The sequence below is a fragment of the Okibacterium fritillariae genome, assembly GCF_052783725.1.
Genome location: NZ_CP199917.1, coordinates 524,066 through 549,430, shown reverse-complemented (window position 1 = coordinate 549,430; position 25,365 = coordinate 524,066). Strand labels below are relative to the sequence as shown.

At 68.8% G+C, this 25,365-nt stretch carries 24 protein-coding genes; 13 read left to right on the top strand and 11 right to left on the bottom strand.

All coding sequences use genetic code 11. The features are described from left to right. The first annotated feature begins 94 nt into the window (after positions 1-94). The 3 genes from ACUWEX_RS02640 to ACUWEX_RS02630 all read left to right on the top strand — a co-directional run bounded on the left by ACUWEX_RS02640 (position 95) and on the right by ACUWEX_RS02630 (position 2,878). Positions 95-289 carry a hypothetical protein gene (locus ACUWEX_RS02640; RefSeq protein ID WP_079726725.1) on the top strand — a complete coding sequence of 65 codons (195 nt, stop codon included), beginning with the start codon at positions 95-97 and terminating at the stop codon, positions 287-289. A gap of 104 nt (positions 290-393) precedes the next feature. Further along, entirely contained in the window at positions 394-1,584 is a 1,191-nt protein-coding gene (locus ACUWEX_RS02635) for a zinc-dependent alcohol dehydrogenase (protein WP_445997031.1), read from the top strand. Positions 1,585-1,834: 250 nt separating this feature from the next. Further along, positions 1,835-2,878, top strand: coding sequence for a homocysteine S-methyltransferase family protein (locus ACUWEX_RS02630; protein WP_079726723.1), 1,044 nt, complete (start codon positions 1,835-1,837; stop codon positions 2,876-2,878). Between the two features lie 69 nt (positions 2,879-2,947). On the opposite strand, the gene ACUWEX_RS02625 is transcribed toward ACUWEX_RS02630, so the two are convergent. After that, positions 2,948-3,529, bottom strand: coding sequence for a VanZ family protein (locus tag ACUWEX_RS02625; protein WP_079726722.1), 582 nt, complete (start codon positions 3,527-3,529; stop codon positions 2,948-2,950). A gap of 127 nt (positions 3,530-3,656) precedes the next feature. Here ACUWEX_RS02625 and ACUWEX_RS02620 point away from each other — a divergent pair, with 127 nt between their 5' ends. Next, positions 3,657-4,121: a GNAT family N-acetyltransferase gene (locus ACUWEX_RS02620; RefSeq protein ID WP_079726721.1), complete on the top strand. Its 465-nt coding sequence runs from the start codon at positions 3,657-3,659 to the stop codon at positions 4,119-4,121. 24 nt (positions 4,122-4,145) lie between these two features. Here ACUWEX_RS02620 and ACUWEX_RS02615 read toward each other — a convergent pair whose 3' ends face one another. Beyond that, positions 4,146-4,823 carry a TetR/AcrR family transcriptional regulator gene (locus tag ACUWEX_RS02615; RefSeq protein ID WP_445997030.1) on the bottom strand — a complete coding sequence of 226 codons (678 nt, stop codon included), beginning with the start codon at positions 4,821-4,823 and terminating at the stop codon, positions 4,146-4,148. A gap of 95 nt (positions 4,824-4,918) precedes the next feature. On the opposite strand from ACUWEX_RS02615, the gene ACUWEX_RS02610 reads away from it, so the two are divergent. Beyond that, positions 4,919-5,947, top strand: coding sequence for an NADP-dependent oxidoreductase (locus ACUWEX_RS02610; RefSeq protein WP_445997029.1), 1,029 nt, complete (start codon positions 4,919-4,921; stop codon positions 5,945-5,947). A gap of 141 nt (positions 5,948-6,088) precedes the next feature. Here the strand turns inward: ACUWEX_RS02610 and ACUWEX_RS02605 are convergent, their stop codons facing one another. Beyond that, positions 6,089-6,943: an SDR family oxidoreductase gene (locus tag ACUWEX_RS02605; protein ID WP_445997028.1), complete on the bottom strand. Its 855-nt coding sequence runs from the start codon at positions 6,941-6,943 to the stop codon at positions 6,089-6,091. A 171-nt stretch (positions 6,944-7,114) separates the two neighbouring features. On the opposite strand from ACUWEX_RS02605, the gene ACUWEX_RS02600 reads away from it, so the two are divergent. The 3 genes from ACUWEX_RS02600 to ACUWEX_RS02590 are packed head-to-tail and all read left to right on the top strand — an operon-like array spanning position 7,115 to position 10,313. Further along, positions 7,115-7,486 carry a winged helix-turn-helix transcriptional regulator gene (locus ACUWEX_RS02600; protein WP_445997594.1) on the top strand — a complete coding sequence of 124 codons (372 nt, stop codon included), beginning with the start codon at positions 7,115-7,117 and terminating at the stop codon, positions 7,484-7,486. After that, positions 7,483-7,992 (top strand): N-acetyltransferase family protein, encoded by a 510-nt coding sequence (locus ACUWEX_RS02595; RefSeq protein ID WP_445997027.1) that lies wholly within the window; start codon positions 7,483-7,485, stop codon positions 7,990-7,992. Before ACUWEX_RS02600 ends, ACUWEX_RS02595 begins: the two co-directional genes overlap by 4 nt. Before the next feature lie 50 nt (positions 7,993-8,042). Then, on the top strand, positions 8,043-10,313 hold the full coding sequence (locus tag ACUWEX_RS02590) for an ATP-binding cassette domain-containing protein (RefSeq protein WP_445997026.1): 2,271 nt from the start codon (positions 8,043-8,045) through the stop codon (positions 10,311-10,313). 148 nt (positions 10,314-10,461) lie between these two features. Here ACUWEX_RS02590 and ACUWEX_RS02585 read toward each other — a convergent pair whose 3' ends face one another. Further along, entirely contained in the window at positions 10,462-11,073 is a 612-nt protein-coding gene (locus ACUWEX_RS02585) for a hypothetical protein (protein WP_445997025.1), read from the bottom strand. 11 nt (positions 11,074-11,084) lie between these two features. Continuing rightward, positions 11,085-12,545 carry a serine/threonine-protein kinase gene (locus ACUWEX_RS02580; RefSeq protein WP_445997024.1) on the bottom strand — a complete coding sequence of 487 codons (1,461 nt, stop codon included), beginning with the start codon at positions 12,543-12,545 and terminating at the stop codon, positions 11,085-11,087. Positions 12,546-12,805: 260 nt separating this feature from the next. On the opposite strand from ACUWEX_RS02580, the gene ACUWEX_RS02575 reads away from it, so the two are divergent. Further along, positions 12,806-13,258, top strand: a complete 453-nt coding sequence (locus ACUWEX_RS02575; RefSeq protein WP_079726712.1) for an Hsp20/alpha crystallin family protein — start codon at positions 12,806-12,808, stop codon at positions 13,256-13,258. A 90-nt stretch (positions 13,259-13,348) separates the two neighbouring features. Here the strand turns inward: ACUWEX_RS02575 and ACUWEX_RS02570 are convergent, their stop codons facing one another. Then, complete coding sequence (locus ACUWEX_RS02570) at positions 13,349-14,026, bottom strand: HAD family hydrolase (protein ID WP_445997023.1); 678 nt, start codon at positions 14,024-14,026, stop codon at positions 13,349-13,351. A 222-nt stretch (positions 14,027-14,248) separates the two neighbouring features. Between ACUWEX_RS02570 and ACUWEX_RS02565 the strand changes: the two genes are divergently transcribed. Beyond that, complete coding sequence (locus tag ACUWEX_RS02565; protein ID WP_445997022.1) at positions 14,249-14,632, top strand: GntR family transcriptional regulator; 384 nt, start codon at positions 14,249-14,251, stop codon at positions 14,630-14,632. 74 nt (positions 14,633-14,706) lie between these two features. Then, positions 14,707-15,027: a DUF7882 family protein gene (locus ACUWEX_RS02560; protein ID WP_079726709.1), complete on the top strand. Its 321-nt coding sequence runs from the start codon at positions 14,707-14,709 to the stop codon at positions 15,025-15,027. Positions 15,028-15,059: 32 nt separating this feature from the next. On the opposite strand, the gene ACUWEX_RS02555 is transcribed toward ACUWEX_RS02560, so the two are convergent. From ACUWEX_RS02555 to ACUWEX_RS02545, 3 genes are all read right to left on the bottom strand, one after another. Next, positions 15,060-16,433 carry a DHA2 family efflux MFS transporter permease subunit gene (locus tag ACUWEX_RS02555; protein ID WP_445997021.1) on the bottom strand — a complete coding sequence of 458 codons (1,374 nt, stop codon included), beginning with the start codon at positions 16,431-16,433 and terminating at the stop codon, positions 15,060-15,062. Between the two features lie 231 nt (positions 16,434-16,664). Beyond that, positions 16,665-20,759, bottom strand: coding sequence for a proline dehydrogenase family protein (locus tag ACUWEX_RS02550; RefSeq protein WP_445997020.1), 4,095 nt, complete (start codon positions 20,757-20,759; stop codon positions 16,665-16,667). 97 nt (positions 20,760-20,856) lie between these two features. Then, the gene (locus ACUWEX_RS02545) at positions 20,857-21,225 is read right to left on the bottom strand and encodes a hypothetical protein (protein WP_445997019.1); all 369 of its coding nucleotides are present in this window, start codon (positions 21,223-21,225) and stop codon (positions 20,857-20,859) included. A gap of 151 nt (positions 21,226-21,376) precedes the next feature. Between ACUWEX_RS02545 and ACUWEX_RS02540 the strand changes: the two genes are divergently transcribed. Further along, entirely contained in the window at positions 21,377-21,826 is a 450-nt protein-coding gene (locus ACUWEX_RS02540) for a hypothetical protein (RefSeq protein WP_079726705.1), read from the top strand. 22 nt (positions 21,827-21,848) lie between these two features. Here ACUWEX_RS02540 and ACUWEX_RS02535 read toward each other — a convergent pair whose 3' ends face one another. Further along, positions 21,849-22,793, bottom strand: a complete 945-nt coding sequence (locus tag ACUWEX_RS02535; RefSeq protein WP_079726704.1) for a DNA-3-methyladenine glycosylase family protein — start codon at positions 22,791-22,793, stop codon at positions 21,849-21,851. A gap of 103 nt (positions 22,794-22,896) precedes the next feature. Next, positions 22,897-23,850: a hypothetical protein gene (locus ACUWEX_RS02530; RefSeq protein ID WP_445997018.1), complete on the bottom strand. Its 954-nt coding sequence runs from the start codon at positions 23,848-23,850 to the stop codon at positions 22,897-22,899. 362 nt (positions 23,851-24,212) lie between these two features. Between ACUWEX_RS02530 and ACUWEX_RS02525 the strand changes: the two genes are divergently transcribed. Then, positions 24,213-25,355, top strand: a complete 1,143-nt coding sequence (locus tag ACUWEX_RS02525) for a hypothetical protein (RefSeq protein WP_445997017.1) — start codon at positions 24,213-24,215, stop codon at positions 25,353-25,355. The last annotated feature ends 10 nt before the right edge of the window (positions 25,356-25,365 follow it).

Below are 25,365 nucleotides of genomic sequence, written 5' to 3'. Positions count from 1 at the left end.
TATGAATTCTCGCAATCTTCTCTCCGATCTTCGCATCCCCGGCGCTCGCCCATCGACCGTTGACAGAATACGCAGAACCCACGAAGGAGCCCCCATGGACAAGGATGCCGCCGAGAAGCGACACGATCAGCTGACCACCGCGCCGAACGCGGTCGAATCGGATGCCGATCCCCGCATTGATGTGACCGAGGAGCCCGGTAAACCCACGCGCATCGACATCCGCGACGATGCCGTGGTGCGCCCCGGGGAGAGCGACGAGAGCGACGACGCAGCTGGCGCCGACCGCTGACCGCTGACCGCTCGCGCGGGGGCACGTCGCTCAGACGGTAACTCGCGACATCCGCTCGCGCAACCCGGTGTTGTGCGGCATCGGACGCGCGTAGACAAGAGGGTATGAAAGCTCTCACCTGGCAAGCAAACAAGAAAGTCGCCGTCACCGATGTGGCCGACCCCCGGATCGAAGAGCCCACCGATGTGGTCATCCGTGTGACGTCGGCCGCGATCTGCGGATCCGATCTGCACCTCTACGACGTGCTCGGGCCGTTCCTCCACAAGGACGACGTTCTCGGCCACGAGACCATGGGCGTCGTCGAAGAGGTCGGCGCCGATGTCTCCAACCTATCGGTCGGCGACCGCATCGTCGTGCCGTTCGTCATCGCGTGCGGTCACTGCTACATGTGTCAGAAGGGTCTCACCACGCAGTGCGAGACGACCCAGAACACCGACACCGAGACGGGCGCCGACCTCTACGGCTACACCGATCTCTATGGTCGCGTTCCCGGCGGCCAGGCCGAGCGCCTGCGCGTGCGCCTCGCCGATTTCAACGCCATCAAGGTGGGCCACGACCTGTCCGACGAGCGCTACCTCTTCTTGAGCGACATCCTGCCGACCGCGTGGCAGGGCGTGAAGTACGCCGATGTGCCCGAGGGCGGTGTGCTCGCGGTCATCGGTCTCGGCCCCGTCGGCCAGTTCGCCGCCCGCATCGGGCGCCACCTCGGCCACCGGGTCATCGCCGTCGACCCCGTGCCCGAGCGTCGACTCATGGCCGAGCGCTATGGCGTCGAAACCCTCGACCTCACGGATGACGTGCTCGACACGTTGCGTGCCATGACCGACGGTCGCGGCCCCGACTCGGTCGTCGACGCCGTCGGCATGGAGGCACACGGAAACCCCGTGGCCGCCTTCGCTCAGAGCGCCGCCGGCATCCTGCCCGACAAGATCGCGCAGAAGGTCATGACGACCGCGGGTGTCGACCGTCTCGGTGCCCTCAACCTGGCGCTCGACGCCGTGCGCCGCGGCGGAACGGTCTCGCTCAGCGGTGTCTACGCCGGTGTCGCCGACCCCATGCCGCTCATGAACATGTTCGATAAGCAGATCGCACTGCGCATGGGCCAGTGCAACGTGCAGGCGTGGATCAACGACCTGCTGCCTCTCGTCGAAGACCCCGCCGACCCGCTGGGCGTCGAGGACCTCGTCACCCACCGCGTGCCGCTGGACCGCGCCGCCGAGATGTACGACATCTTCAAAGAGAAGAAGGACGGCTGCATCAAGGTCGTGCTGAAGCCGCAGACCACCGCGGCCTGATTCGGGTTTTTTCGAACCTTTTCGGCTCATTTCGACCCGTCGAACGGGCGAGCGCCGGCATCACCCATCATGGGGATGTCGGCGCTTTCTCGTGTCCGGCCCGCCCCGGGTTCGCGTCATCCAACGCAACACAAGACCTGCGCGGTGGCCGTTCTGCCAGACTGACCGGCACCTTCCGGGCGTGCGTGTGCGCTCGGCAGATCCACGATTCCCCGCGACATCTCGCGACCTACCGACCGATCGAGGCACCATGGCACCCACATCGAAACTCCTGCAGAAGCTGGCCGACGGCCCCGTCGTCGTCGCCGAGGGCTACCTCTTCGAGCTCGAGCGTCGCGGTTATGTGCAGGCTGGCGCCTACGTGCCCGAGGTGGTGCTCGAGCATCCCGAGAAGGTGGCCGAGCTGCACCGCGAGTTCGTGCGCGCGGGGTCCGACGTCGTCGAGGCGTTCACCTACTACGGTCACCGCGAGAAGATGCGCGTCATCGGCAAGGAGCACCTGCTCGAGCCGCTCAACCGCAACGCGCTGCGCATCGCCACGGGCATCGCAGCCGAGACCGGCACCATCGCGGCGGGCAACATCTGCAACACCAACCTCTACGTCGGGGGCGACGACGCCGAAGACCGTTTCATCCGCGCCATCTTCGACGAGCAGATCGGCTGGGCGGCCGACGCGGGGGTCGACTACATCGTCGCCGAGACCATGGCCTACGCGGGCGAGGCCCTCATCGCCACGAAGGCGATCGTCGATGCCGGGCTCACGGCCGTCGTCACGCTCGCGCCCCACCAAACCGATCGCACGCGCGAGGGCTGGTCATTCACCGACGCCGCGCGCCGCATCGAAGACGCGGGCGCGAGCGTCATCGGCCTCAACTGCCACCGCGGGCTGTGGACGATCATGCCGCTCATCGAAGAGATCCGCGCCGCCGTATCGGTGCCCGTCGCGGCGCTGCCCGTGCCCTATCGCACCACCGACGAGCACAAGACATTCCAGGCGCTCGAAGACCCGCTGGCCGCGGCGGCCGGCAATGGGCGCGCTTTCCCCACCGCGCTCGACCCGTTCACCGTCAACCGCTACGAGGTCGCCGACTGGGGCCGCGCCGCCGTGGCCGCCGGGGTCGACTATGTCGGGCTCTGTTGTGGCGCCGGGCCGCACCACATCCGCGCGCTGGCCGAATCGATCGGTCGCACGCCCGAAGGAAGCGCCATGAGCGCCGATATGACCAAGCACGCGCTCTTCGGCGACTACGAGGGCATCAAAGCCGAGAACCAGGCACACGCGACGCGCATGTAGCGGCGCGGCGCGGTCTCGCCGCCGGGCACGTCCTCGCGGCGGCGAGATTCCTGCGAGCCTCGGCGGGCATCAGCGGCGGCGGGTGCGAAACAGCGGGGCGAACGGCAGGGCCAGCAGGGCTCCCACGACCGCGCCTGTGCCGTTTGCCAACAGGTCCCGCGGGTCGCTGACGCGCGACGGAACGAACTCCTGCACCCACTCGATGCCCACGCTGAGCGCGAGACCGGCGAGGGCGGCGAGCCAGAACCCCCGCGCGCCGAAGAGGAGAACGGCGAAGACTCCGAGCGGCGCGAACATGAGCACGTTGAGCGCGAACTCGGCGTCGGCGCTCGTAAAACCGGCCGGCAGGGGCAGGCTGCCGATGAAGCTGAACGCACGGCCCGACAGCTGGCTCACGGCATCCCCGTGCCCCGCGGGCGTGAGCGTGATGAAACCGACGACCGCCAAGTAGATCACGGCCAGGACTGCGACGACTCCGCGGGCGACGCGACGGCCGCGGGAACGGCGCGGGGGCAGAGACTGCCCGCCCGATGTCGCGCGGCCTGCCCCGGCGGGCGACGCCACCCGACGTTCGGAGGAACTCGGCGACGGCACGCCACGACCGGGCGTGTGCGACGGCGACGGGTAGGCGAGTGTTCCGGTGTGGGTCATGTTTCCACGCTAAGAAAGTCGGTGCGCGAGCGGACCGGTCGCAGGGTCCATCCGGATCGTTCGAGCGGACCATTCGGCGTCATCGCACAGCTGGGGCTCAGGATGTCGGCGATGCCAGACTGGGGGAATGACGATTGAATTGGTGACGTTCCCCGAGCAGGAGTTGCCGGCCTGGCTCGAGCTCCAGCGTGCGGAGTATCGCGCGCACCGCATCGCGGCCGGAGACGACGAAGCGGCAGCCACCCGCCGTGCGGACGATTCTCAGGCCACATATTTCGCGGGCGGCCGGCCCGCCGCGGGCCACGAGGTGCTCGTGGTGAATCATGACGGTGAACGCGTGGGTGTGCTGTGGGTCGGCCCGCACCCGGACGGTCTCGACGGCGTGGCCTGGGTGTGGGACATCGAGATCGATGCGGCTCAGCGCGGCAAAGGTTTTGGCCGCGCCACCATGCGCGCGGCCGAGGAGTGGGCACGCGACGCCGGTTATGCATCGTTGGCCCTCAACGTTTTCGGCTTCAACACGGTGGCGCGTTCGCTCTACGAGTCGATGGGCTTCGAGACCACATCGCTACAGATGCGCAAGGCGCTCTAAACGGGCACAGATGCGCAAGGCGCTCTAGAAGCGCTGCAGGTGCGCCGCCTCGGTCCACTCGGTCGCGAAGTCGGCGCCCGTGTGCAGCAGCACGATCGATTCTCCGCGATCGACCTTGGCGAGTGCGAACGCCGACACGGAGAGTGATGCCAACAGCCGAGCGCGAGACACGGACTTCGGGTCGCTCGGGCGGTCGGCGTGCGTCTGACGATCCTGAGCAGCGGCGACCTGCACCTCGCCAGCCTGCGCACCGCCGGCGCGCTCGAGGGCCGCGGTGAAGGCGCCGACGAGCTCGGAGTGATAGTCGGCGACGACCTGGCGGACCGTCTCGTCCTGCCCCGCGATGCCCGGGGCCGCCGTGACGAGCAGGCACCCATGGCGCGGTGAATCCGCGGGCAGGGCGGCAACGGTCTCGGCCAGTGCGGTGAAGTAGCGGATGAGCGCGTCGGCGGCTGCGCTCGGCGAATTCGACGGGTCGAGCAGGGGCGCGATGCGCGGGCGGATGATGGTCTCAAGGTAGTTCTCGACGGCCACGTCGAACAGGCCGCGCTTGCTGCCGAAGGCGTTGTAGATGCTCGAGCGATTGAGACCCGTGGCCCGCTCGAGATCGGTCAGCGACACGGCCTCATAGCCGAGCTGCCAGAAGAGATCGCGCGCGGCCTCGACGGCGTGCACCGTGTCGAAGACTTGTTGCCGGCCCATGCCGCCTCATTTCGCTCTTGCTTTTTTGTACCGATCGGTTCACTATCGTACTAGCGGTTCACACCGCACACCACCCCCGTAGCGAAGGAATACCGATGGCTTCACCCCGCACATCCACCCAGATCCAGCTCGTCCGCCGCCCGAGCGGCTGGCCGACGACCGACGATGTGCGCACCGTCACCGTCGAGCTGCCCGACCTCGAAGACGGCCAGGTGCGCGTCGCGAACGAGTTCCTCTCGGTCGACCCCTACATGCGCGGCCGCATGAACGACGTCAAGTCCTACACCCCGCCCTACGCCCTCGGCGAGACCATGACGGGCGGCGCGGTCGGCCGCGTCGTCGAGTCCCGATCAAACGACGTGCCCGTGGGTGCCGTCGTCGTGCACCAGGAGGGATGGCGCGACCTGACGCAGGGCGACGCCGCCGGCTTCCGCGTCGTCGAAGAAATCCCCGGCGTCCCCAACTCCGCCTACCTGAGCGTGCTCGGCATGACGGCCTTCACGGCTTTCGTCGGCCTGAAGGAGATCGCGCAGCTCACGCAGGGCGACGCCGTCTTCGTGTCGGGTGCCGCCGGCGCCGTGGGCTCCATGGTCGGCCAGATCGCCCGCCTCACGGGCGCCTCTCGCGTGATCGGCTCGGCCGGTTCGGCCGAGAAGGTCGCGTTGCTCACCGAGAAGTACGGCTTCGATGCGGCCTTCAACTACAAAGACGGCCCCGTGGCCGAGCAGCTGGCAGAGGCGGCGCCCCAGGGCATCGATGTCTACTTCGACAACGTCGGCGGCGAGCACCTCGAGGCAGCCCTCGGCGCCTTCAACGACGGCGGCCGCGGCGCACTGTGCGGCGCCATCGCCGACTACAACAGCACCGAAAAGCCCGTTGGCCCCAAGAACATGGCCAACATCGTCACGCGCGGCCTCACCCTCAAGGGCTTCACGGTCGGCAACTACACGCGTCACTTCCCCGACTTCATCTCGCAGATGAGCACCTGGCTGCAGAACGGCGACGTCGTCTTCGACGAGACCGTCGTCGACGGCATCGAGAACACCTTCGACGCCTTCCTGCAGCTCATGCAGGGCGCCAACACGGGCAAGATGGTCGTCCGCGTGGCGGCACCCCAGGCCTAAGCCGAACGGCGACCTCAGGCCTAAGCCGAACGGCGACCCGAGGCGAACGGCCCCGGTGTGTGAACACCGGGGCCGTAACTCGTGGTCCCGCTCTGCGCCGCCGCGGGTCGCAGAGCGACAGGGACGGCGCGCCGAAATCGGCTAGAGCGCCGCGCGAAGTCCGTCGATCAGCGGTGTCGTCGGGTGGCCGATCAGGCGGCTGAGGTCGCCCGAGGTCTCGCCGAGCAAACCGTCACGCGTGTTGGCGTCGAGCGCCACAACGAAGCCCGCGGTGCCCTCATCCAGCCCGGCGTCCTTCAGAATCGCGAGGTGCTCCTCCGACGAGACGGACTTCAGCTCGACCGGCTTGCCCAAGATCTCGGCGAACGTGTCGGCCAGCTGCTGCTGGTTCCAGGCGACATCGCCGCTCAATTCATACACCGAGCCGGCATGACCGTCTTCGGCGACGACGACTGCGGCCGCCTCGGCGTAATCCGTGCGCGACGCGCTCGAGACCAGACCGTCGCCGGCGCTCGTGAGCAGAACGCCCGTGGCATCCGCCTGCTGCAGCGCGCCGACGTAGTTCTCGGTGTACCAGCCGTTGCGCAGGATCGTGGCCGGGATTCCGGAGGCACGGATGAGCTCCTCGGTCGCCTTGTGTTCGGGCGCCAGGACGAGCTCCGACGTATCCGCCTTCGGCGCGCTCGTGTAGACGAGGTGCTTCACCCCGGCAGCAACGGCCGCGTCGATCGCGTTGCGGTGCTGCTCGACACGCTGGCCCACTTCGCTGCCCGATACGAGGATGAGCGTATCCGCGTCCGTGAGCGCCTCGGTCAGGGTGTCGGGGCGTGTGTAGTCGATGACGGCCGTGCGCACACCCGAGTCGGCGAGCGCCTGCAGCTTCTCGGTGCTGCGACCTCCGGCCACGATGTCCGCGGGCGCGACGCCGCGAGCGACGAGGTGTTCGACGATGGATTTTCCGAGGTGTCCGGTTGCTCCGGTGACGACGATGGTCATGGTGTCCTTTCCCGGCCTCCGTTCGGAAGCCTCTGAGTGCTATAACCGAGGCTAGGCTAGAAGCTTCCCAACCGCAGGTACCCACTTTTTGGTAAGTTGTTTCGCATGAGCGAAAACGACGTCCGCGAGCGCATCCGACAGACCGTGTGGCCCGACTCACCCGCCGGCGGCATGACGGCCGAGCAGCAGCAGCTGCTGGGCAACGTCTTCGATGCGCAATGCCCGAGTCGAGCCATCCTCGACCATGTCACGAGCAAATGGGGTGTTCTCGTGCTCGTCGCCCTCGAGGCCGAGTCGCTGCGCTGGGGCGAACTGCGCCGCTCCATTGACGGCATCAGCGAGAAGATGCTCGCGCAGACGCTCAAGTTGCTCGAGGCCGACGGCTTCGTGCACCGCGCCGCCCAGCCCGTCATCCCGCCCCGCGTCGACTACAGCCTCACGCCGCTCGGGCACGAACTCGCCGCCCACCTCGTGCCACTGCTGCGCTGGGTCGGCACCAACGCGGGCCGCGTGATCGAGCACCAGGCGCAGGGTGCGGCGTGAGCGATTTCGACATCCGCCCCGCCACCTCGGACGATTGGGCCGCCATCTGGCCGATCTTCCGCGACATCGTCGAGGCCGGCGAAACCTACGCCCTGCCCGAGGGCCTCACTGCCGACGACGCACGAGAGCTGTGGATGATCGAGCAGCCCGGCATCGTGGTCGTCGCCGTGTCGACGCGCCCCGACGACCGCGACGCCGTCCTGGGCACGGCCAAGGTCCTGCCCAACCGGCCCGGACGGGGCGCGCACGTGGCCACCGCCAGTTTCATGGTCGACCCGGCGCAGCACGGCCGCGGTCTCGGCCGCGCGCTCGGCGAGTGGGCGATCGCCTGGGCCACGGATGCCGGCTACCGCGCCATGCAGTTCAACGCCGTCGTCGAAAGCAACACGCCGGCCGTCGCGCTCTGGCAGAAACTGGGTTTCGAGATCATCGGCACCGTGCCCGCGGCCTACGACCACCGCCGACTCGGCCCGGTCGGCCTGCACGTCATGCATCGCCCCCTCTGAGCGTCGGTGGTTCGCGCTAGTCTCGCCTCAACGATCCGAGTGAGGCCAGCATGAACAATCCCCGACCAACCGCTGATTCGCATGACCTCATCCACGTGCGCGGCGCGCGCGAGAACAACCTGCAGAACGTGTCGCTCGACATCCCGAAGCGCCGCCTCACGGTGTTCACGGGCGTCTCGGGTTCGGGCAAATCGAGCCTCGTCTTCGGCACCATCGCGGCCGAATCGCAGCGGCTCATCAACGAGACCTACTCCGCCTTTCTACAGTCGTTCATGCCCAGCCTCGGCCGCCCCGATGTCGATGCGCTGCACAATCTGAGCGCCGCCATCATCGTCGATCAAGAGCGCATGGGCGCCAACTCACGCTCGACGCTGGGCACGGCCACCGACGTCAACGCCATGCTGCGCATCGTGTTCTCGCGCCTCGGCCAGCCACACATCGGCCCCTCCTTCCGCTTCGGCTTCAACACCCCCGAGGGCATGTGCCTGCGCTGCGAGGGCCTCGGGCACGTCACCGACATCGACCTCGACGAGCTGTTCGACAGCACCAAGAGCCTCAACGAGGGCGCCATCACCATTCCGGGCTACAGCGCCGACGGATGGATGGTGCGCACGTTCGCCGAATCGGGCATCGTTCCGGGCGATGTGCCCATCGGCCGCTTCACCGAGCAGCAGCGGCAGGACTTCCTCTACAAGGAGCAGGTCAAGGTCGCGATCAACGGCATGAACCTCACGTACGAGGGTCTCGTGCCGAAGGTGCAGAGGAGCATCCTGTCGAAGGACAAAGATGCGGTCCAGCCGCATGTGCGCGCGTTCATCGACCGCGCCGTCACCTTTCAGACCTGCCCCGACTGCGATGGCACCCGGCTCAACGAGGCCGCACGGTCATCCCTGATCGAGGGCAAGAGCATCGCCGATTGCTCGCGCATGCAGATCAGCGATCTCGCCGCGTTCGTGCGCACCATCGTCGACGACGAGGTGGCCCCGCTGATCTCCACCCTGCAGCAGACGCTCGACTCCTTGGTCGAGATCGGCCTGGGCTATCTGAGCCTCGATCGCACCGCGGCATCCCTGTCGGGTGGCGAGGCCCAGCGCGTGAAGATGGTCAGGCACCTGGGGTCGAGCCTCACCGACGTCAGCTACATCTTCGACGAGCCCACCGTGGGCCTGCACCCGCACGACATCGAGCGCATGAATGCGCTTCTCCTGCGGCTGCGCGACAAGGGCAACACGGTTCTCGTCGTCGAGCACAAACCCGAGACCATCGCCATCGCCGACCACGTCGTCGACCTGGGGCCGCGCGCCGGCATCAACGGCGGGCGCATCCAGTTCGAGGGCACCGTCGACGAGTTGCGCGCGAGCGATACGCTCACCGGGCGGCACCTCGGCGACCGCGTGCAGCTGCGCGAGACACCCCGACTGCGCACCGGGGTTCTCGAGATCCGCGGCGCCACGCGGCACAACCTCAAGAACGTCGACGTCGACATCCCGCTGGGCGTGCTGACGGTCGTCACGGGCGTGGCGGGGTCGGGCAAGAGCTCGCTGATCCACGGCTCCATCCCGCGCGGGGCCGATGTGGTGACGGTCGACCAGGCACCCATCAAGGGTTCGCGCCGCAGCAATCCGGCCACCTACACCGGGCTTCTCGACCCCATCCGCACGGCCTTCGCCAAGGCCAACGGGGTGAAGCCCGCACTCTTCAGCGCCAACTCCGCCGGGGCCTGCCCCAATTGCAACGGCAACGGCGTCATCTACACCGACCTGGCCATGATGGCCGGCGTGGCGACGGTGTGCGAGATGTGCGAGGGCAAACGGTTCCAGGCGTCCGTGCTCGAGTACACGCTCGACGGCAAGAACATCGCCGAGGTGCTGGGCATGTCCGTGGCCGAGGCGCTCGACTACTTCGGCCCGGGGCCGGCGCGCGCCATCCTGCAGCGCCTCTCCGACGTGGGGCTCGGATATCTGGGCCTCGGGCAGCCGCTCACCACCCTGTCCGGCGGCGAGCGCCAACGCCTCAAGCTCGCCATCCACATGGCCGACAAGGGCGGCATCTACGTGCTCGACGAGCCGACCACCGGGCTTCACCTCGCCGACGTCGAACACATGCTCAGCCTGTTCGACCGGCTCGTCGACAGCGGCAAGACCGTCATCGTGATCGAACACCATCAGGCCGTCATGGCGCACGCCGACTGGATCATCGACATCGGGCCGGGCGCGGGGCACGACGGCGGCCGGATCGTGTTCGAGGGCACGCCCGCGGAGATCGTCGCCGACGCCTCCACCCTCACGGGTCAGCACCTCAGAACCTACGTGGGGGCCTGAGAAGACGCGTCCCCGCACACCCGCGTTTGGCCAACCCTGTCGATGACCTGACGAACGCCGAGCGACGCTCTGCAGATACGTCCGATCGTGCCCTGGCGGACGGCACGTGACCGGCAACAGGCGCGCCTGCCGCAAGGCGAGCCAGCCGTCAGTCCTTGCCACCCTTGCCGGGCTGCGTATTTCCCTTGCCAGGGTTCCCATTGCCCGGATTACCGTTCCCCGGGTTGCCGTTGCCGGGCGACGTGTCGGGGGCCTGATCGTCGGCATCGTCATCCTGCGGCGTCTCGACGGTGCCCGGAACGGTCTCGACGGGCGCCGGGGCAGGCGCCTGGGTCTCAGTCTGATCGGTCACCCCGGTGTCGGTCTCCGTCGGCTCGGGGGTCGGCGTCGTCTGCGCGGCGATCAGCGCCGCCAGGTCGGCGCGCACCGCATCGATGGCCGCCTGGATCTCGGCAGAACGGTCCGCCGTCACATCCCCGGCTTCGACGTATCCGGCCAGGCGCGTCTGCAAGACGTCGAGGCTCGCCGCAGCGCCCGCATAGTCACCGGATGCCGCGCGGTCAGCCGTCTGCACGACCGACGCGTCGAGGCGCGCCGTCGCAGCGTCTGACGGATCGGTCGGCGCGCAGCCGGAAAGCAGTACCGTGGCGGCAAGCGCCAACGCCGCAGCGCCACTCACCGCGAACCGGTTCGTCGCGAATCGACTCGCCACCGACCGGCTGACCCGCCCGAAGCGCACACCACCCTCGTTCCCGTTCACCGCACGAACACTCACTGGTTCACCTCGTCTCGCAACTGCTGCAGATGCACGCCCAACGGCCCGGTCACCTCGGGCAGGGGCGTCTGATCGGGACTTGACCCTCCCGACGCCGCCACGGCGATCGCGATGGCGATGGCCGCGAGCAACAGCACGGCGAACACGACGACGACGATGACGGCCCGTCGACCCGAGCGGTTTCTCGGGGCGGCCGACATCCCGGACTGTTCGGGGCGGTCGGCCACGGGCGCGGCAACCGTGGGCGCCTCGTCGTGCGACCGCGACGGCACGACCGCGGGTGTCTGCGGGAAGCGCTCCGTGCGCGCGTGGTGCTCCGTGCGCACGTGCTCCGAACTCGGCCGATCCACTTCGGTCGTCGGCACGTCAGACAGCTCGAACGCCCTGGTCGGAGCGTCGCCGGCACTCTCGGAACCGGCACTCTCGAAACCAGCCTTCGCGGCCCCGGCCCCGGCAGAAGCATCCGGCACATCGGTCTGGGGCAGCGGAGCGGCGACGGTCGACATGGCGGTCGCATCAGCGGCGACGGGACTTTCCTGATTCCCCGTCGTCGAGAACTCGTGGATGGAGCGCGCCACGGACAAGGCATCCGGCCGCTGTTCGGGGTCGCGGTTCGTCATGGCGACGAGGAGCCCGGCCCAGTCGGCACCGACGCTCTCGGGCACGACCGGGTCGCGCAGCAGGCGTGCGGTCGCGGCCTCGATCATCGACCCCGGAAAAGCCCGCTCACCCGTAAGTGACTCGAGCAAGACCAACCCGAGCGAGTAGACATCGCTGGCGGGTGTCGGCGGTTCGCCCTTCGCCTGCTCGGGGCTGAGATAAGCGGCGGTGCCCACGAGCGTGCCCGGCATCGTGAGCCGCGTCGAATCCACCATGTAGGCGATGCCGAAGTCGGCGAGCTTCACACGGAACCGGCGGTCGGGCGAGGTCGAGTCCTCGAGCAAGACGTTCGACGGCTTGAGGTCGCGATGCACGATACCCGCCGCGTGCACGACATGCAGCGCCTCGGCCAGGTCGGCCCCCATGCGAGCGACCTCGCGGCGATCGAGCGGCCCCGCGTCGAGAAGCTGAGACAGCGTCGGTCCCTCGACCAGTTCCATGGCCATGAAGGCCGGTTCGCCGTCGAGCGCCGATCCATCGCTGGCGTCATAGAGGGTGACGAGTGCGTGGTGTTTCAACGAGGCGAGCAAGCGAATCTCGGATGTCTTGCGCCCCTCGTCCTTCTCCGACTCCCCCGCCGCGGCGAAGAGCTTGAGCGCCACCGTACGACCGAGCGAGAGGTCCTGCGCCCGATAGACCGCCGCCATGCCACCGCGGCCGATGAGGGTGTCGACGCGGTAGCGCCCGGCTACGACATCGTTGTCACCGCGACCGTCACCGTCACCGTGACCGCTGCCGGTGCCACTGTCGCGGCCGCCGCCGTCGGCTCGGGAAGGCCGCGCAGAGTCGAGGGTCATTCGCTTCTCCATCCGGCGTATCGGGGGTGCCGGTCCGGCTTGTTCAGAGAGAACGCGCCGGGGACTCGATGTTAGTGCGCACCGGTCGCGCACGACTACCGCTTGCGCCGGAACGAAAACTCCGGATGGTCGAAAAACACCCGACCAGGGGGCTTTCTCAAAATTTGCTGAACCGACTTGAACCGGCTTTTTCGACATGGTATTTCTATTTCTGCCGGGTCACCCGGACCCGGTTCACACCGAGAGGAGAGTCACTCATTATGGCAATGTCTTTCGATCCTTTCAGCCAGCTCGACCGCTTCGCCGCGAGCGTTCTCGACGCCAAGGCGTCGCCGCGCTTCATGCCCGTCGACCTGCACCGCAGCGGAGATCACTACGTGGTGAACGCCGATCTGCCGGGCATCGACCCGGGCTCCGTCGATGTCGATGTCGACGGGCAGGTGCTCACGATCCGCGCCGAACGCACGGCGCCCGAGACATCCGGCGCTACCTGGTTGTCGCGTGAGCGGCCCTACGGCTCCTACCTACGCCAGTTCAGCCTGGGCGAGGGCGTCGATGTCGAACGCATCACCGCGAGCTACGAGAACGGCGTGCTCAGCATCCTGATCCCGGTGAGCGAGCGGGCCAAGCCCCGCAAGATCCAGATCACCGAGAAGGGCTCGAACGCCGAGCAGCCGCAACTCAACGCCGCACCCGCAGCGGCGGCGAGTTAGGCGCCGGCGGGGCGCGAGCCGCACACCGGTGCGCTGCACTGCTCTGCCGAGAGAAAGGGCGGGTCACCCCCGGGTGGCCCGCCCTTCGCGTCAGTGGGCGGGGAGAGCCGCGATCGGGCTCGAATCGAGGTGGGCGAGAATGTCGGCCGCGTCGTCATAGACCTCGGCGGCACCCGCTTCGCGCAGCTCAGCCGAGCCGATGCCCCCCGAGCGCACACCGATGGTCGAGACGCCGGCTTTCGCGGCCGCCTCGACATCCCAGACCGTGTCGCCGACGAAGACCGCGTGATCAGCGTCGACCCCGGCCCGTTCGAGAGCGACCAGCACGATGTCGGGACGCGGCTTCGCGGTCTCGACATCCTCCGACGAGGTCACGGCGAACAGCTGGTCTTCGACATTAAGAATCTCGCGCAGAATCTTCAGCTCGTCCTCGGGCGCCGACGTGGCGAGCACCACGCGCATGCCCCGTTCGGCGACGGCGCGGATCAGGTCACGCGCACCCGACAGGGGCTCGAGTCGTTCGGCCAGCTTCTTGTAATAAAGCGAGTGCAGATCGGATGCCTTCTCCGCCGTCTCGTCGTCGACCCCGGGCAGAATCGCCTCCATCAGAAGCGACGAGTCCTTGCCGATGGCCGCGTGGATGCGCCACGAGTCGACCGAGCGCCCCACCCCGTCGACGGCCTTCTCCCACGCCTGCACGTGCAGATAGTTCGAGTCGACGAGGGTTCCGTCGATATCGAAGAGGACGGCGGTGGGCGAGGTGGACATGGAGCTCCTTCTATCGTTGCGCGTCACGGCGAGCACGGGCGGGTCTCGGTTGAGCCGGCCCGCTCTCACCGGGTCGGTGCCGCGAACCGCCACTATAGGTCGGCTCGTTCGCCGCGCGCTATCCCCTACCGTCGCGGCCAGCCGGGCCATACGGGCGACCCTTGCCGCGCCGGTTTTGTGTCGCTACATTGAAGGCAGCCACCATCCAGCGAGGGAGAGCGCGTGCCGAGTCCGTTCCGTATCGATCCCGCGTCGGCAACAGCGCCGTTCGAGCAGTTGCGCACACAGGTGATCTCCGGGGTGAAGGACGGGACTCTCGTTCCCGGCACGAAGCTGCCGACGGTGCGCAAGCTCGCCGACGAGCTGGGTCTCGCGCCCAACACCATCGCGCGCGCCTATCGCGAACTCGAGCACGACGACGTGATCGAGACCCGCGGGCGCAACGGCACGTTCGTGTCGGCCACCGGGGACGCCGACCAGAAGCATGCTCAGCAGGCCGCCACCGCCTACGCCGAGCGCACCGCGCAGTTGGGCCTGACGCCGGCCGAGGCGTTGGCGATTGTGACGGCCGCACTGCACGGAACGCAGACGCGCGAGCATCCGTGATTTAGACTCATCTCGACCGAGGAGGCTTCACCTTTCGCCGGTCGTTGGACCGACGAACGAAGTAGGGAACCCCCGTGGGAAGAATCATTTACGGCTACGACTCCGCCGAAATCGAGTTCGATGATCGTCTGCTCGCCCACCTCAAGGTGGCCATCGTGACGAAACTGCGCCGCGACGAGAAATTCACGCTGTCGTGGGACCACGGCATCGACGGCGGTGGCGGCCGCAGCACCGTGTGGATTCACCCGTCCATCCCGCTGCAGTTCATCTTCTCGGGCAGCCGCGACGCCACGCTGAACCGTGAGTGGATCGAACAGCTCATGATGTCCGCCAACAGCACGGGCGGCCTGCAGGTCTCGGCCGAGCCCCGCGAGGGCGCACAGCACCCGGCCTGATTTCGGGCGCTGTCCGTGCGCCGCCGACGGCTCTAGCCGACCGGCGCCGCACCGTTGTCTGCGCGGCTCGCGTCCGCAGCGGCGGCACGGGGGTTGCGGATGCCGAACCAGGACACCAGCCCGCCGAGCACGAGCATGGCCGCCGTGGCGATCATGGCCCGGTGCAGACCGTCGAGGTCGAGGCTCTCGCCGATGATGAGCGATGCGCACGCAATGGTGATGAGGCCCGCGATGCGCGACACCGCGTTGTTCACGGCCGAACCGATGCCCGCCTGCGCGTCGGCGATGGCGCCGAGGATGGCGCTCGTCAGCGGCGCGACGGTGGCCGAGAGACCCAGGCCGAAGAGCAGCAGGCCCGGCAAGATCTGTGTCCAATAGTTGAGCTCGGGCGAGACGCTGATCAACCAGAGGAAACCGGCGCCCGCGACGAGGGGGCCGACGGTCATGAAGAGGCGCGGCCCGAAGCGACCCGACAGGGCGCCGAAACGGCTCGACAGGAACAGCATGACGAGCGTCGGCGGCATGAGCGAGAGGCCCGTGAGGAACGCCGACACACCCGCCACCTGCTGCAGGTAGATGGCCACGATGAAGAAGCCGAACGACAGCGCGCCATAGATGAACAGGGTGGCGATATTGCCGGCCGAGAAGTTGCGCGAGCCGAAGAGGCCGAGCGGCATCATGGGGGCCGGCGCGCGGCGTTCCCAGGCGATGAAAGCCGCGAGGCAGGCGAGACCCAGCACGAGGGGGATCCAGACGACGGGGCTCGACCATCCCAATCGGCCCTGCTCGATCAGAGCGAAGACCGGGCCCGCGAGGCCCAGCGCGCCCAAGACCGCCCCCACCCAGTCGATGCGGGCCGGATGCTCGGGCCGCCCCGCGCCGCGCAGGCGGTGAAGCAGCACGAGCGTGAACGCGATGGGCAGAACGTTGATGGCGAAGATGAGGCGCCACGAGACGGTGTCGATGAGGAACCCGCCGAGCAGCGGGCCGATGATCATGGCCGTTCCGGTCCACGCCGTCCAGCTGCCGATGGCCTTCGCCTGCGGCACGCCGTGGAAGGTCGAGATGATGAGCGCGAGCGAACTCGGCACGAGCAGGGCCCCGGCGGCACCCTGCGCCGCCCGTGCGCCGATCAGGATCTCGGCGGTCGGCGCGATGGCGCACAACACCGAGGTGACGCCGAACCCCACGAGCCCGACGCTCATTACGCGCACGCGGCCGAAAGCATCCGACAGCGAACCCGCCAGGAGGATGAGTGCGCCGAGGGTGAGGAGATAGGCGTCGACCACCCACTGCTGCGTGGCCAGTCCACCACCCAGGTCGCGATCGATCGAGGGAAGCGCCACGTTGACGATCGACCCGTCGAGGAACGCCACGAACGACGCGAGGATGGCGGTGATGAGCACGCGCCGCTCACGCGTCAGGCCGCCGACCGGGGCGCCACTCGCCGACGCGCTTGAGGCTCCCGAAGCTCGTGAGCCGCCCGCCGCGCTCGTCCCGCCCGCCGCAGACATCACAGCGACCGGGTCTTGGATGCGATGGCGCGCTCTTCACTCATCTGCCCAGTATCCCCCTCCCGCGTGGCGGGCGGGGAGTCCTCTGCGGGGCTGTGGACAATTCGGCCCCGCGTCGTCTGTTTAGAGCACGTCCTCCGACCACGTGTCGGCGTTGCCGAAGCGGTGGGCCGTGATGGTGATCGACTGTTCGCGCAGGAACGGCAGGAGCTCGACGCGTCCCGCCGACGTGACGGCGCCCGAGTAGATCGCGAGATCGGGGTCGCCCTCCACGATCACGGCGAGCGCACGGTGCAGGGCGGTTCGTTCCGGTTCGGTGCCGACGATGCGCACGCGCGGGGGGCGCGTGACGGCCGGTTCGCCGGTGACGATCAGCGGGGATGCGGCGGGGGCGGCATCCGTGTCGGCATCCGTTTGAGCGGCATCCGTTCGGGCGGCGTCTGCCGCAGCTACGGCGGAGACGACGGGAGCGGGATCGGGAGTCCGGCCGGCCCCTGTCTCGCCGACCTCGGCTGCCTCGGTCTCAGTCCCGGCCTCGGCGTTCGCGGTCTCGGCGTTCCCGGCATGCGCCTCGGAGCCGCCGCCGTCATCGAGCGGAATGTCGATGGGTGACGGCTTGTCGGGTTCGGGGCTCACCTCGGCGACAACGGCAGCCGCCGCACGAACGGCCGCGGCCTGCTCGCCGGCACCCGAGCCTGCCCCAGCGCCAGCGCCCTCTCCCGCTCCCAGCTCGGCAGCCGGCGCAAACCGCGCGAGCCACTCCGCATCCGTCTCGACCGCCACCTGCACGCCGATCTCGCCGAGCACGCGCCGCACCGACGTGGGGATGCCGAGCGCCAGGCTCAACGTGAACACACTCCGCGAACGCATGGCCGCGATGACGACGCGCAGCACGTCGCCCAACTCGGCATCACGCGTCGACCGGATGGACACCGGCACGGGACGGTAACGCAGGAGGTTGCGCTCGACGCCGAGGCCCGAGACATCCGTGGTCTCGCCGAAGTCGGTGCCCCACACGATGGCGTCGGATAGCGCCGAGCGCCGCAGCACGTCGAAGGCACGGTAGTCGAGGGCCGGCTGGGCCGCCTCGATGAGTTGCACGATCTTGGGGTCGAGCCCGCGCAGGTGCAGCGTGGTCGACGCCGAACCGCTGTCGGGCTGCCACGAGCCGAGCGCCGCGAGATAGTTCGGGCCGCCCGCCTTGGCTCCCGTGCCCACGGCCGAACGCTTCCAGCCGCCGAACGGCTGGCGCTGCACGATGGCACCCGTGATGCCGCGGTTGACGTAGAGGTTGCCCGCTTCGACCGTGGCCGCCCAGACGCGCAGGTCTTCGGGGTCCTGCGTGAAGAGACCCGAGGTCAGCCCGTAGTCGACGTCGTTGACGAGCGCGATGGCGTCGTCGAGGTTCTTGGCGGTCATGATGCCGAGCGACGGCCCGAAGAACTCGGTGCGGTGGAAACGTGAACCCGCGCTCACTCCGGTGCGCACGCCGGGCGACCAGAGCACGCCCGTCTCGTCGAGCTGTTTGGGCTTCACGAGCCACTGCTCGCCGGCATCCAGCTCGGTCAGCGCCCACAGCAGCTTCTCTGAGGGCTGCTCGATGAGCGGCCCCATCTGCGAGGCCGGGTCGCTCGGGTAGCCGACGCGCAGGCTCGACACGGCGTCGATGAGCTGCCGGCGGAACCGCTCGCTCTTCGCCACAGAACCCACCAGGATCACGAGCGACGCGGCCGAGCATTTCTGCCCCGCGTGCCCGAAGGCGCTCTTCACGATGTCGGCGACGGCCAGGTCGAAGTCGGCGCTCGGCGTGACCACGATGGCGTTCTTGCCGCTCGTCTCGGCGAGCAGCGGCAGGTCGGGCCGCCAGGAGCGGAACAGGGCGGCGGTCTGCCAGGCACCGGTGAGGATGACTCGGTCGACGGCCTCGTGGGCGATCAGGCGCTGCCCGAGCTCGGCCTCGTCGACGTCGGCCAGCACGAGCAGGTCGCGCGGAATACCGGCCTCCCACAGTGCCTCGCACAGCACGGCCGCCGTGCGACGGGCCTGGGGCGCGGGCTTCAGAATGACACCGGCACCGACGGCGAGTGACGCCAGCACCGAACCGGTCGGGATGGCGACCGGGAAGTTCCACGGCGGCGCGACGACGATGAGCCGCGGCGACACGAACCGGGCACCGCGCACGGCGTCGAGCTCGCGCGCCCGCGCGGCGTAGTAGTGCGCGAAGTCGATGGCCTCGGACACCTCGGGGTCGGCTTCGGCGATGGTCTTGCCCGTCTCGGACGCCATCACCTCGAGCAGGCGGTCGCGGTTGGCGGCGAGGGCGAGCCCCGCACGGTCGAGGATGGCGGCGCGCACGGCGGCGGGGCGGGCACCCCAGGTGGCCCCGGCATCCCGCGCCTTTTCGACCAGGTCTTCGAGGTGGAAGGCGTCGAGCACGCGCGCGGCCTCGATGGTGTCGCTGCCGATGGTGCTGTCGGCCACGCGGGCGAGCAGGCGCGCGGCCCACTCGCGGTTGGCGGGCAGCGACGGGTCGGTGTCGAGCGCGTTGACGAAACCGGGCGCACCCAGTTCGGTTTTCGGCAGCCGAATCTCGGTGTCGGTCGTGTAGACCCGCACGGTGTCGAAGGGCGACTCGGTCTGGTGCCGCTTCGAGAGACCCAAGACCTGCTCGGTCATGCCGAGTTCGACCGGCTGGTCCCCCGCGGGTTCGCGATACAGCGCGGTCGACGACGCCTTGCCGGGCGCCGGGGCGGCCTCGAGCGTCCACTCGGTCTCGCGGTTCTGGCGGCGGCGCGGCTCGGGCGTGAGCGACACGGTGGCCGCGTCATCCCCGTTCGCGTCGGCTTCTTCCACGGCGGCCAGCTGCGCCACGGATGCTTCGAACCGCGACTTCTCCCGCTCGAACAACGTGGCATCGGCGCCCAGTTCGAACACGGCCGACAAGAAGTTCTCGTTCGACGCGTTCTCTTCGAGCCGGCGGATCAGGTAGGAGATGGCGACGTCGAATTCCTTGGGGTCGACGACGGGCGTGTAGAGCAGCAGCTGCCCGACATCCCGTGCCACGGCCTGCGCCTGACCGGTCGCCATGCCCAGCAGCATCTCGACGTCGACGCGGTCCTGCACCTTGCGCTTCTTGGCGAGCAGGTGCGCCCAGGCGATGTCGAAGAGGTTGTGGCCGGCGATGCCGAGCTTCACGGCGGCCGTGCGTTCGCGCGTGAGCGACCAGTCGAGGATGCGCTTGTAGTTCGCGTCGGTGTCCTGTTTGCGGTCGAAGGTGGCGAGCGGCCAGCCGTGCATGGTGGCGTCGACGTGCTCCATGGCGAGGTTGGCGCCCTTGACGAGACGCACCTTGATGGGCGCGCCACCGTCGGCGACCCGCGCGGCCGCCCAGTCCTGCAGTCGCTGCATGGCCGCGAAGGCGTCGGGCAGGTAGGCCTGCAAGACGATGCCGGCCTCGAGAGCCTTCAGCTGCGGCTGGTCGAGCAGGCGCTGGAACACCGCGATCGTGAGGTCGAGATCGCGGTACTCCTCCATGTCGAGGTTGATGAATTTGGGTCCGTCGGGTCCGCCCGCGAGAGCCAATTCGTAGAGGGGTGTGAGTCGTTCGACGACGCGTTCGACGGCGTCGTCGAAGGCCCACATCGAGAGCTGTGCCGCGATGGCCGACACCTTGATCGACACGTAGTCCACGTCGTCGCGGGCCAGCAGCGTGCGCGTGCCCTCGAGGCGGCGGTCGGCTTCGTGGTCGCCCAGCACGGCCTCGCCCAGCAGGTTGAGGTTGAGCCGCGAGCCGTCGCCCCGCAAACGCGCGATGGCGGGGCCGAGCTTCGCGGGTGTCGCATCGACGACCAGGTGCCCGACCATCTGGCGCAACATCTTGCGCGCGAGCGGGATGACGACGGGCGGGATGACGGGGCCCAGTGTTCCGCCGGCCGCGATCATGGCTCGCAGGGGCACGGGCAGGAACCCGGGCGCCAGCTTCGCCACGCGCTGCAGGTTGTAGCCCGCGACGAACAGATCCTCCGGCCGCATGACGCCGTCGACGAAGCCCACCGCGAAGGCGAGCCCGTTGGGGTCTTTCAGCACGCCGGCGAGGCGTTCGGCCGCGGGATCGGTCGGGGCGTCGGCGGATTCGTCGAGCCACCGGCGCGCGAGCACGATCGCTTCGGCGGTGAGTTGATCGGCACTCGAATCGGTGCCCGGCGAGGTCTGCGGCATAGTGCAGAGACTACGCCGAGAGCGCCTCAGCATCGGGGCGGCACGCCCCGGAATGTCGGGCCTGTCGGCAGGTTTTCGGCTGAGGCGTGTTGTGCGCCTAGAAGACGTACAACTGCCCGAGCACCACGAGCACGATCACGAGCACGGCGACCGCACCCGCCAGGATCGCGAGCGATCGACCGTGCAGCTTGGCGACGCCGAATCCGACGACGAACGGCAGCGCGGCGAAGAGCAGCGTGAGCAGCCACCAGAAGGCGGAGAACCCGGCGCGCGAGGCGTCGGCCAGCTCGCCGCCGAAGAGTCGCTGACTGAAGGGGTGCGTGGCGAAGGCGAACGAGGCCGACAGCGGCAGCGCGATGAGCACGCCGGTCACGACACCCGCCAAGAGGCCCCACATGCCTTCTTTGCCGGTGTAGATGTCGAGCGTTTCTGCGTCACGGGGGCCTTGTCGGCTCTTGGTGCTCATGCGGCGAGCATACTGGGATGCCTTCGCCGCCCGCCACGGTTATTTCGCCGTCACTCGCAACCCCTCGACGCCGGTTGACACGTGCCGCTAGCGTTATGGCCAGACGGCTTCGGTGCCCCGACCGCGTCCGTCGGAAGAAGGCTGAAAAGGTATGCAGATTTTTCGTCGGTTCTCACGCCGAAAAGACCCGCGCCGAAACGCTGCCGCCCGGCGTGTCGAATCCACCCAGCCCACCGATGACCCCGGAACAGAGGTCGTCGAAGACGTCGATCCCCGCACCGCCGCGCTCTCGCCCGACGTGCCGCCCGCCGACACCCCGCACACGCCGCTGCGCTCGGACGCGCAGGCCGACGAGGCACCCCGAGACCCCGCCCTGCGCGGCACCGCCACCGTCGCGCGCCTGACGCCATCCGGCCCCGACCTCGACGGCGCGCGCGTCTACGACCTGCTGCTCAGCGTCGAGCTGCCCGACCGCGAGCCCTACCAATTCCTGCACCGCCAGCTCATCGCCGACGCATCGCTCGGCTCGTGGAAACCCGGCTCGCAGCTCTCGGTGCGCGTACTCGCCGACAACCCCAACGACCTCATCGTGGTCGGCTGAGGCCGGCCCGCCCAACCGCGACCTAGTGGCCCCGATGGTCTTGCACGGTCATCTTCGGGCCGTGGCGTTCCTTGTGGATGCCGCTGCGCAGGATGAGACGGAGGACGCGCTGACGGTGCCCGCGCCAGGGTTCGAGCAGCTCGAGCATCCCGTCGTCGTCGACCGGCGAGCCCGTGAGCGCCACCCCGACCGTCGAGGCCAGGTGGTAGTCGCCCACGCTGACCGCATCGGGGTTGCCGTGCGCGCGCAGCGTGACCTCGGCCGCCGTCCAGACCCCGACGCCCGGAAGACTCATCAGCCGGCGCTCGGCCTCGGCGTGGTCGGTGTCGAGTGTGCGTTCGAGCGCCTCGGCCAGACGCGCCGATCGCACGACGGTCTGTGAGCGTTGCGGCCCGACGCCCGCCTTGTGCCAGTCCCAGCTGGGGATGAGGCGCCACCCCTCGGCGCTCGGAGCCACCATCATCCCCGTGGGAACGGGGCCGGGCGCCGGCTCGCCGTAGCGCCGCACGAGCAGCCGCCACGCGCGCCAGGCCTCGAAGGCCGTCACCTTCTGTTCCATCACGGCGGGCACGAACATCTCGAAAACCAGGCGGTTGCGGCCGATGCGCAGGCCGGGGTTGCGGCGGCGCACCTCGCTGAGCAGGGGGCTGGCCGACACGTCGAGGGCCGACCAATCGTCGTCGCGGCCGAGCAACTCGGGCACGCCCGCGATGGCCCATTCCGCACCGGGGCCCCAGGCGGCCGCGTCGATCTGCGTGGCGCCGGACGTGCCCCGTGTGCCCTGCATCAAGCGCAGCGAGGCGGGGCCGTGCGGCGTGCGCATCGTGAGCCACACGCCGCCGGGGATGCGACGAAAGCAGGGGCCGTCTCCCCCGCGGGCCATGAGCCACACGGCGTCGAGCAGCGCGACCGGTTCGGTCGGCGTATAGACGGTGCGCACGCAATCGGCGGCGAGGGTGTCGAACATGATGAGGACACCCTACGTCGAGACCACCGACATTCGGCCGGCCGCAGCGGCGGCACCGAATGAACACGGGGCGGGAACGCGTCGGCACCGGCCAGGTCGGGCATCAGCCGGCCGATCGCGCCGATGAGAACCGCAGCCCGGTCATCCCGTTGGCCGGCCAGGTCGCCGTCACACCCGTGATCATGGATTCCGAACCATCGTCATCGGCTCGGATGGTGATGCTCACGTCCGTGGTCACCTGCACGCCGCCGCGCGCGAACTGGTCGGGCGTCGCGCACCCCGCCGAGTAGCTCGAATCGGGTTGCACGAGCACCACACAGATCTCACCCTCGATGTCTTTCGCCGCATAGACGCGGCCCGTCCAATCGGCGATCGATCCGGTCAACAGCAAGCGGAACGAGTCCGCTCGAAAGTGGTCGTCGCCCACGGTGTCGGGCGGCACGTCACCCGACAGCTGGTTGCGGCTGAACTCGGCGAGCGCCTGCTGCGAGGCGAGCGCGCGCCAATCGGCGGCACTGTCATCCGCCCCGGGTGAGGCACGGTCGGACGCATCGGCCGAGGCCCGGATGCCGCTCCCCGCCTCACCGCGCACACTCGCCACATTCGCGCCGACGCCGTAACCGACACCGGCCGCGACAACCACGACACCGAGCGCGAGACCGACGGCGAACGGGGTGAGACGGGCGCGGGCATCTCGAAAACGGTGCCCGACAGTCGTGTGCCCCCTCGGCGGTGAGCCGCCGTCGCCGTTGCGCATGTCGCCATCGTTGCGGATGTCGCCGTCGTTGCGGATGTTACCGTCGTCCCGGATATCGCCGTCGTCCCGGATGTCACCGTCGTTCCGCCCGTCGAACTCGCCGCCGAGCGGAGCGACGTGGAACACTCCCGTCGCGGGCGCGGATGCCTCGGCCGCCCCGCGCAGACGCGCTGTCTCGGAGAGACGTTCCGCGGCCTCGGACCGCTCCGTCCAGGTGGCGAGCTTGGCCTCGGCGACCGCGGCCAACCAGGTGGCGCTGCTGCCGTTCGATGCCGGCGCGGGCGCGGGCGTCGAATCCAATGCCGGTGGCCTCGGCGCCCTCGGTTCGGTGCCCGGGTCCCGCCCGGGCGAACCGGCGCCGGCGAGCTGCGCATCGACGCGACGCAATTCCTCCAGGGCGTTTACACGTTCCGACGCGGACGTCCGCTGTGATCCTGCACCGAACACCGCCTCCTGCAGGCGAGCGCGCCGAGCCACGAGCCGGGTGCGAGCGTCGCTGCCGTCATCCGCCATGTGGTCCTCCTCCTGCGCGTCGTTGCGAGGGTGCAGCCGTGCGGGCGGCCGGGCGCGGGCACCCCCTCACTATGCACCCGTGGATGCGCGGGGAAAACCCCTTGCCGAGAATGCGATGACGGCGTTCTCGTCGCGTATACTCATATTCCATGATGTCAAAACGGGAGCACGGGGCACGGAGAGCGTGGCGAATCGCCGCGATCGCCATCATCCTTGCGATTGCGGGCGGCGCGGGCTACGTCTGGTTCGGAATCAAGAGCCTGCCACCCGCTTCCGCCGAGGCGCTCGACGCGACCGACCGTGAGCTCTTCGCCGAGCTGACCGAGCAGTATCGCGCTTTCGCCGAGCGACCGTCCGACCTGTGGACCGCGGACTACCGCTACGACACCGAACCGCTCATCCTCATCCGCGCCGACTCGACACGGAGCTCGCTCTGGCACTACGCCTACGTGATCAATGCGTCGAACATCACCGACGTGTCGGGCATGCAGAAGATCGACTTCCCGGGAAACCCCCTGCTGAGCGACGTCTATGCCACCAAGACGCTCGGCACCGCCTCGCTCGAATACTGGCAACCCCTCGCTTTCACGACCACGACCCTCGGCGACACCCCCGTGCTCGCGATGAAATACGCGCCCGGCGAGCTCGATGGCGGCGACGACAAGACCCAGGCGGTCTCGACCTTCGCACTGCACGAGGCCTTCCACATCAACGCGCAACAGGCCTGGGACTACGACCGCGGGCCCGAGGGCGATCGCATCTTCGACTTTCCGACCGATGACGCCCAGATGAGCCTGCTCCGCACCGAGTTCCGCATCCTCGACGCTCTGACCGGGCAGACCGATCCCTCGATCGTCGCGTCCCGCGCACGGGACCTGCTCGCGATCCGGGCCGCACGGTACGAGCGCTGGCCCGCCCTGCGTGTCCAAGACAACACCGAGGCGATCGAGGGTACCGCCGTCTACCTGCAGCGTCGGATGTCCGACCTCACGGGCGGGCCCATCGGCATCCTGACCAACAAGGCGGGGGCATCCTCCACCTTCACCGATGTGCTGGCGTGGGTCGAAGAAGACCCCTCTCGTCGCGAGCTGCTCGAGCGCTCCCTGTACTACGAGACCGGCGCCCAGCTAGGCTACGCGCTCGACGTGGTCGCGCCGGACTGGAAGAAACAGATCGAACCGCCACCTGCCGGCGAACGTCGAACTCCGCACGCTTCGCTGATCGCGGCGCTCGGCGACCCCGGATCGCCCACGCAGGCGCAGATCGCCGACATCCAGGCCCGCTATCCCTGAGTGCGCACCA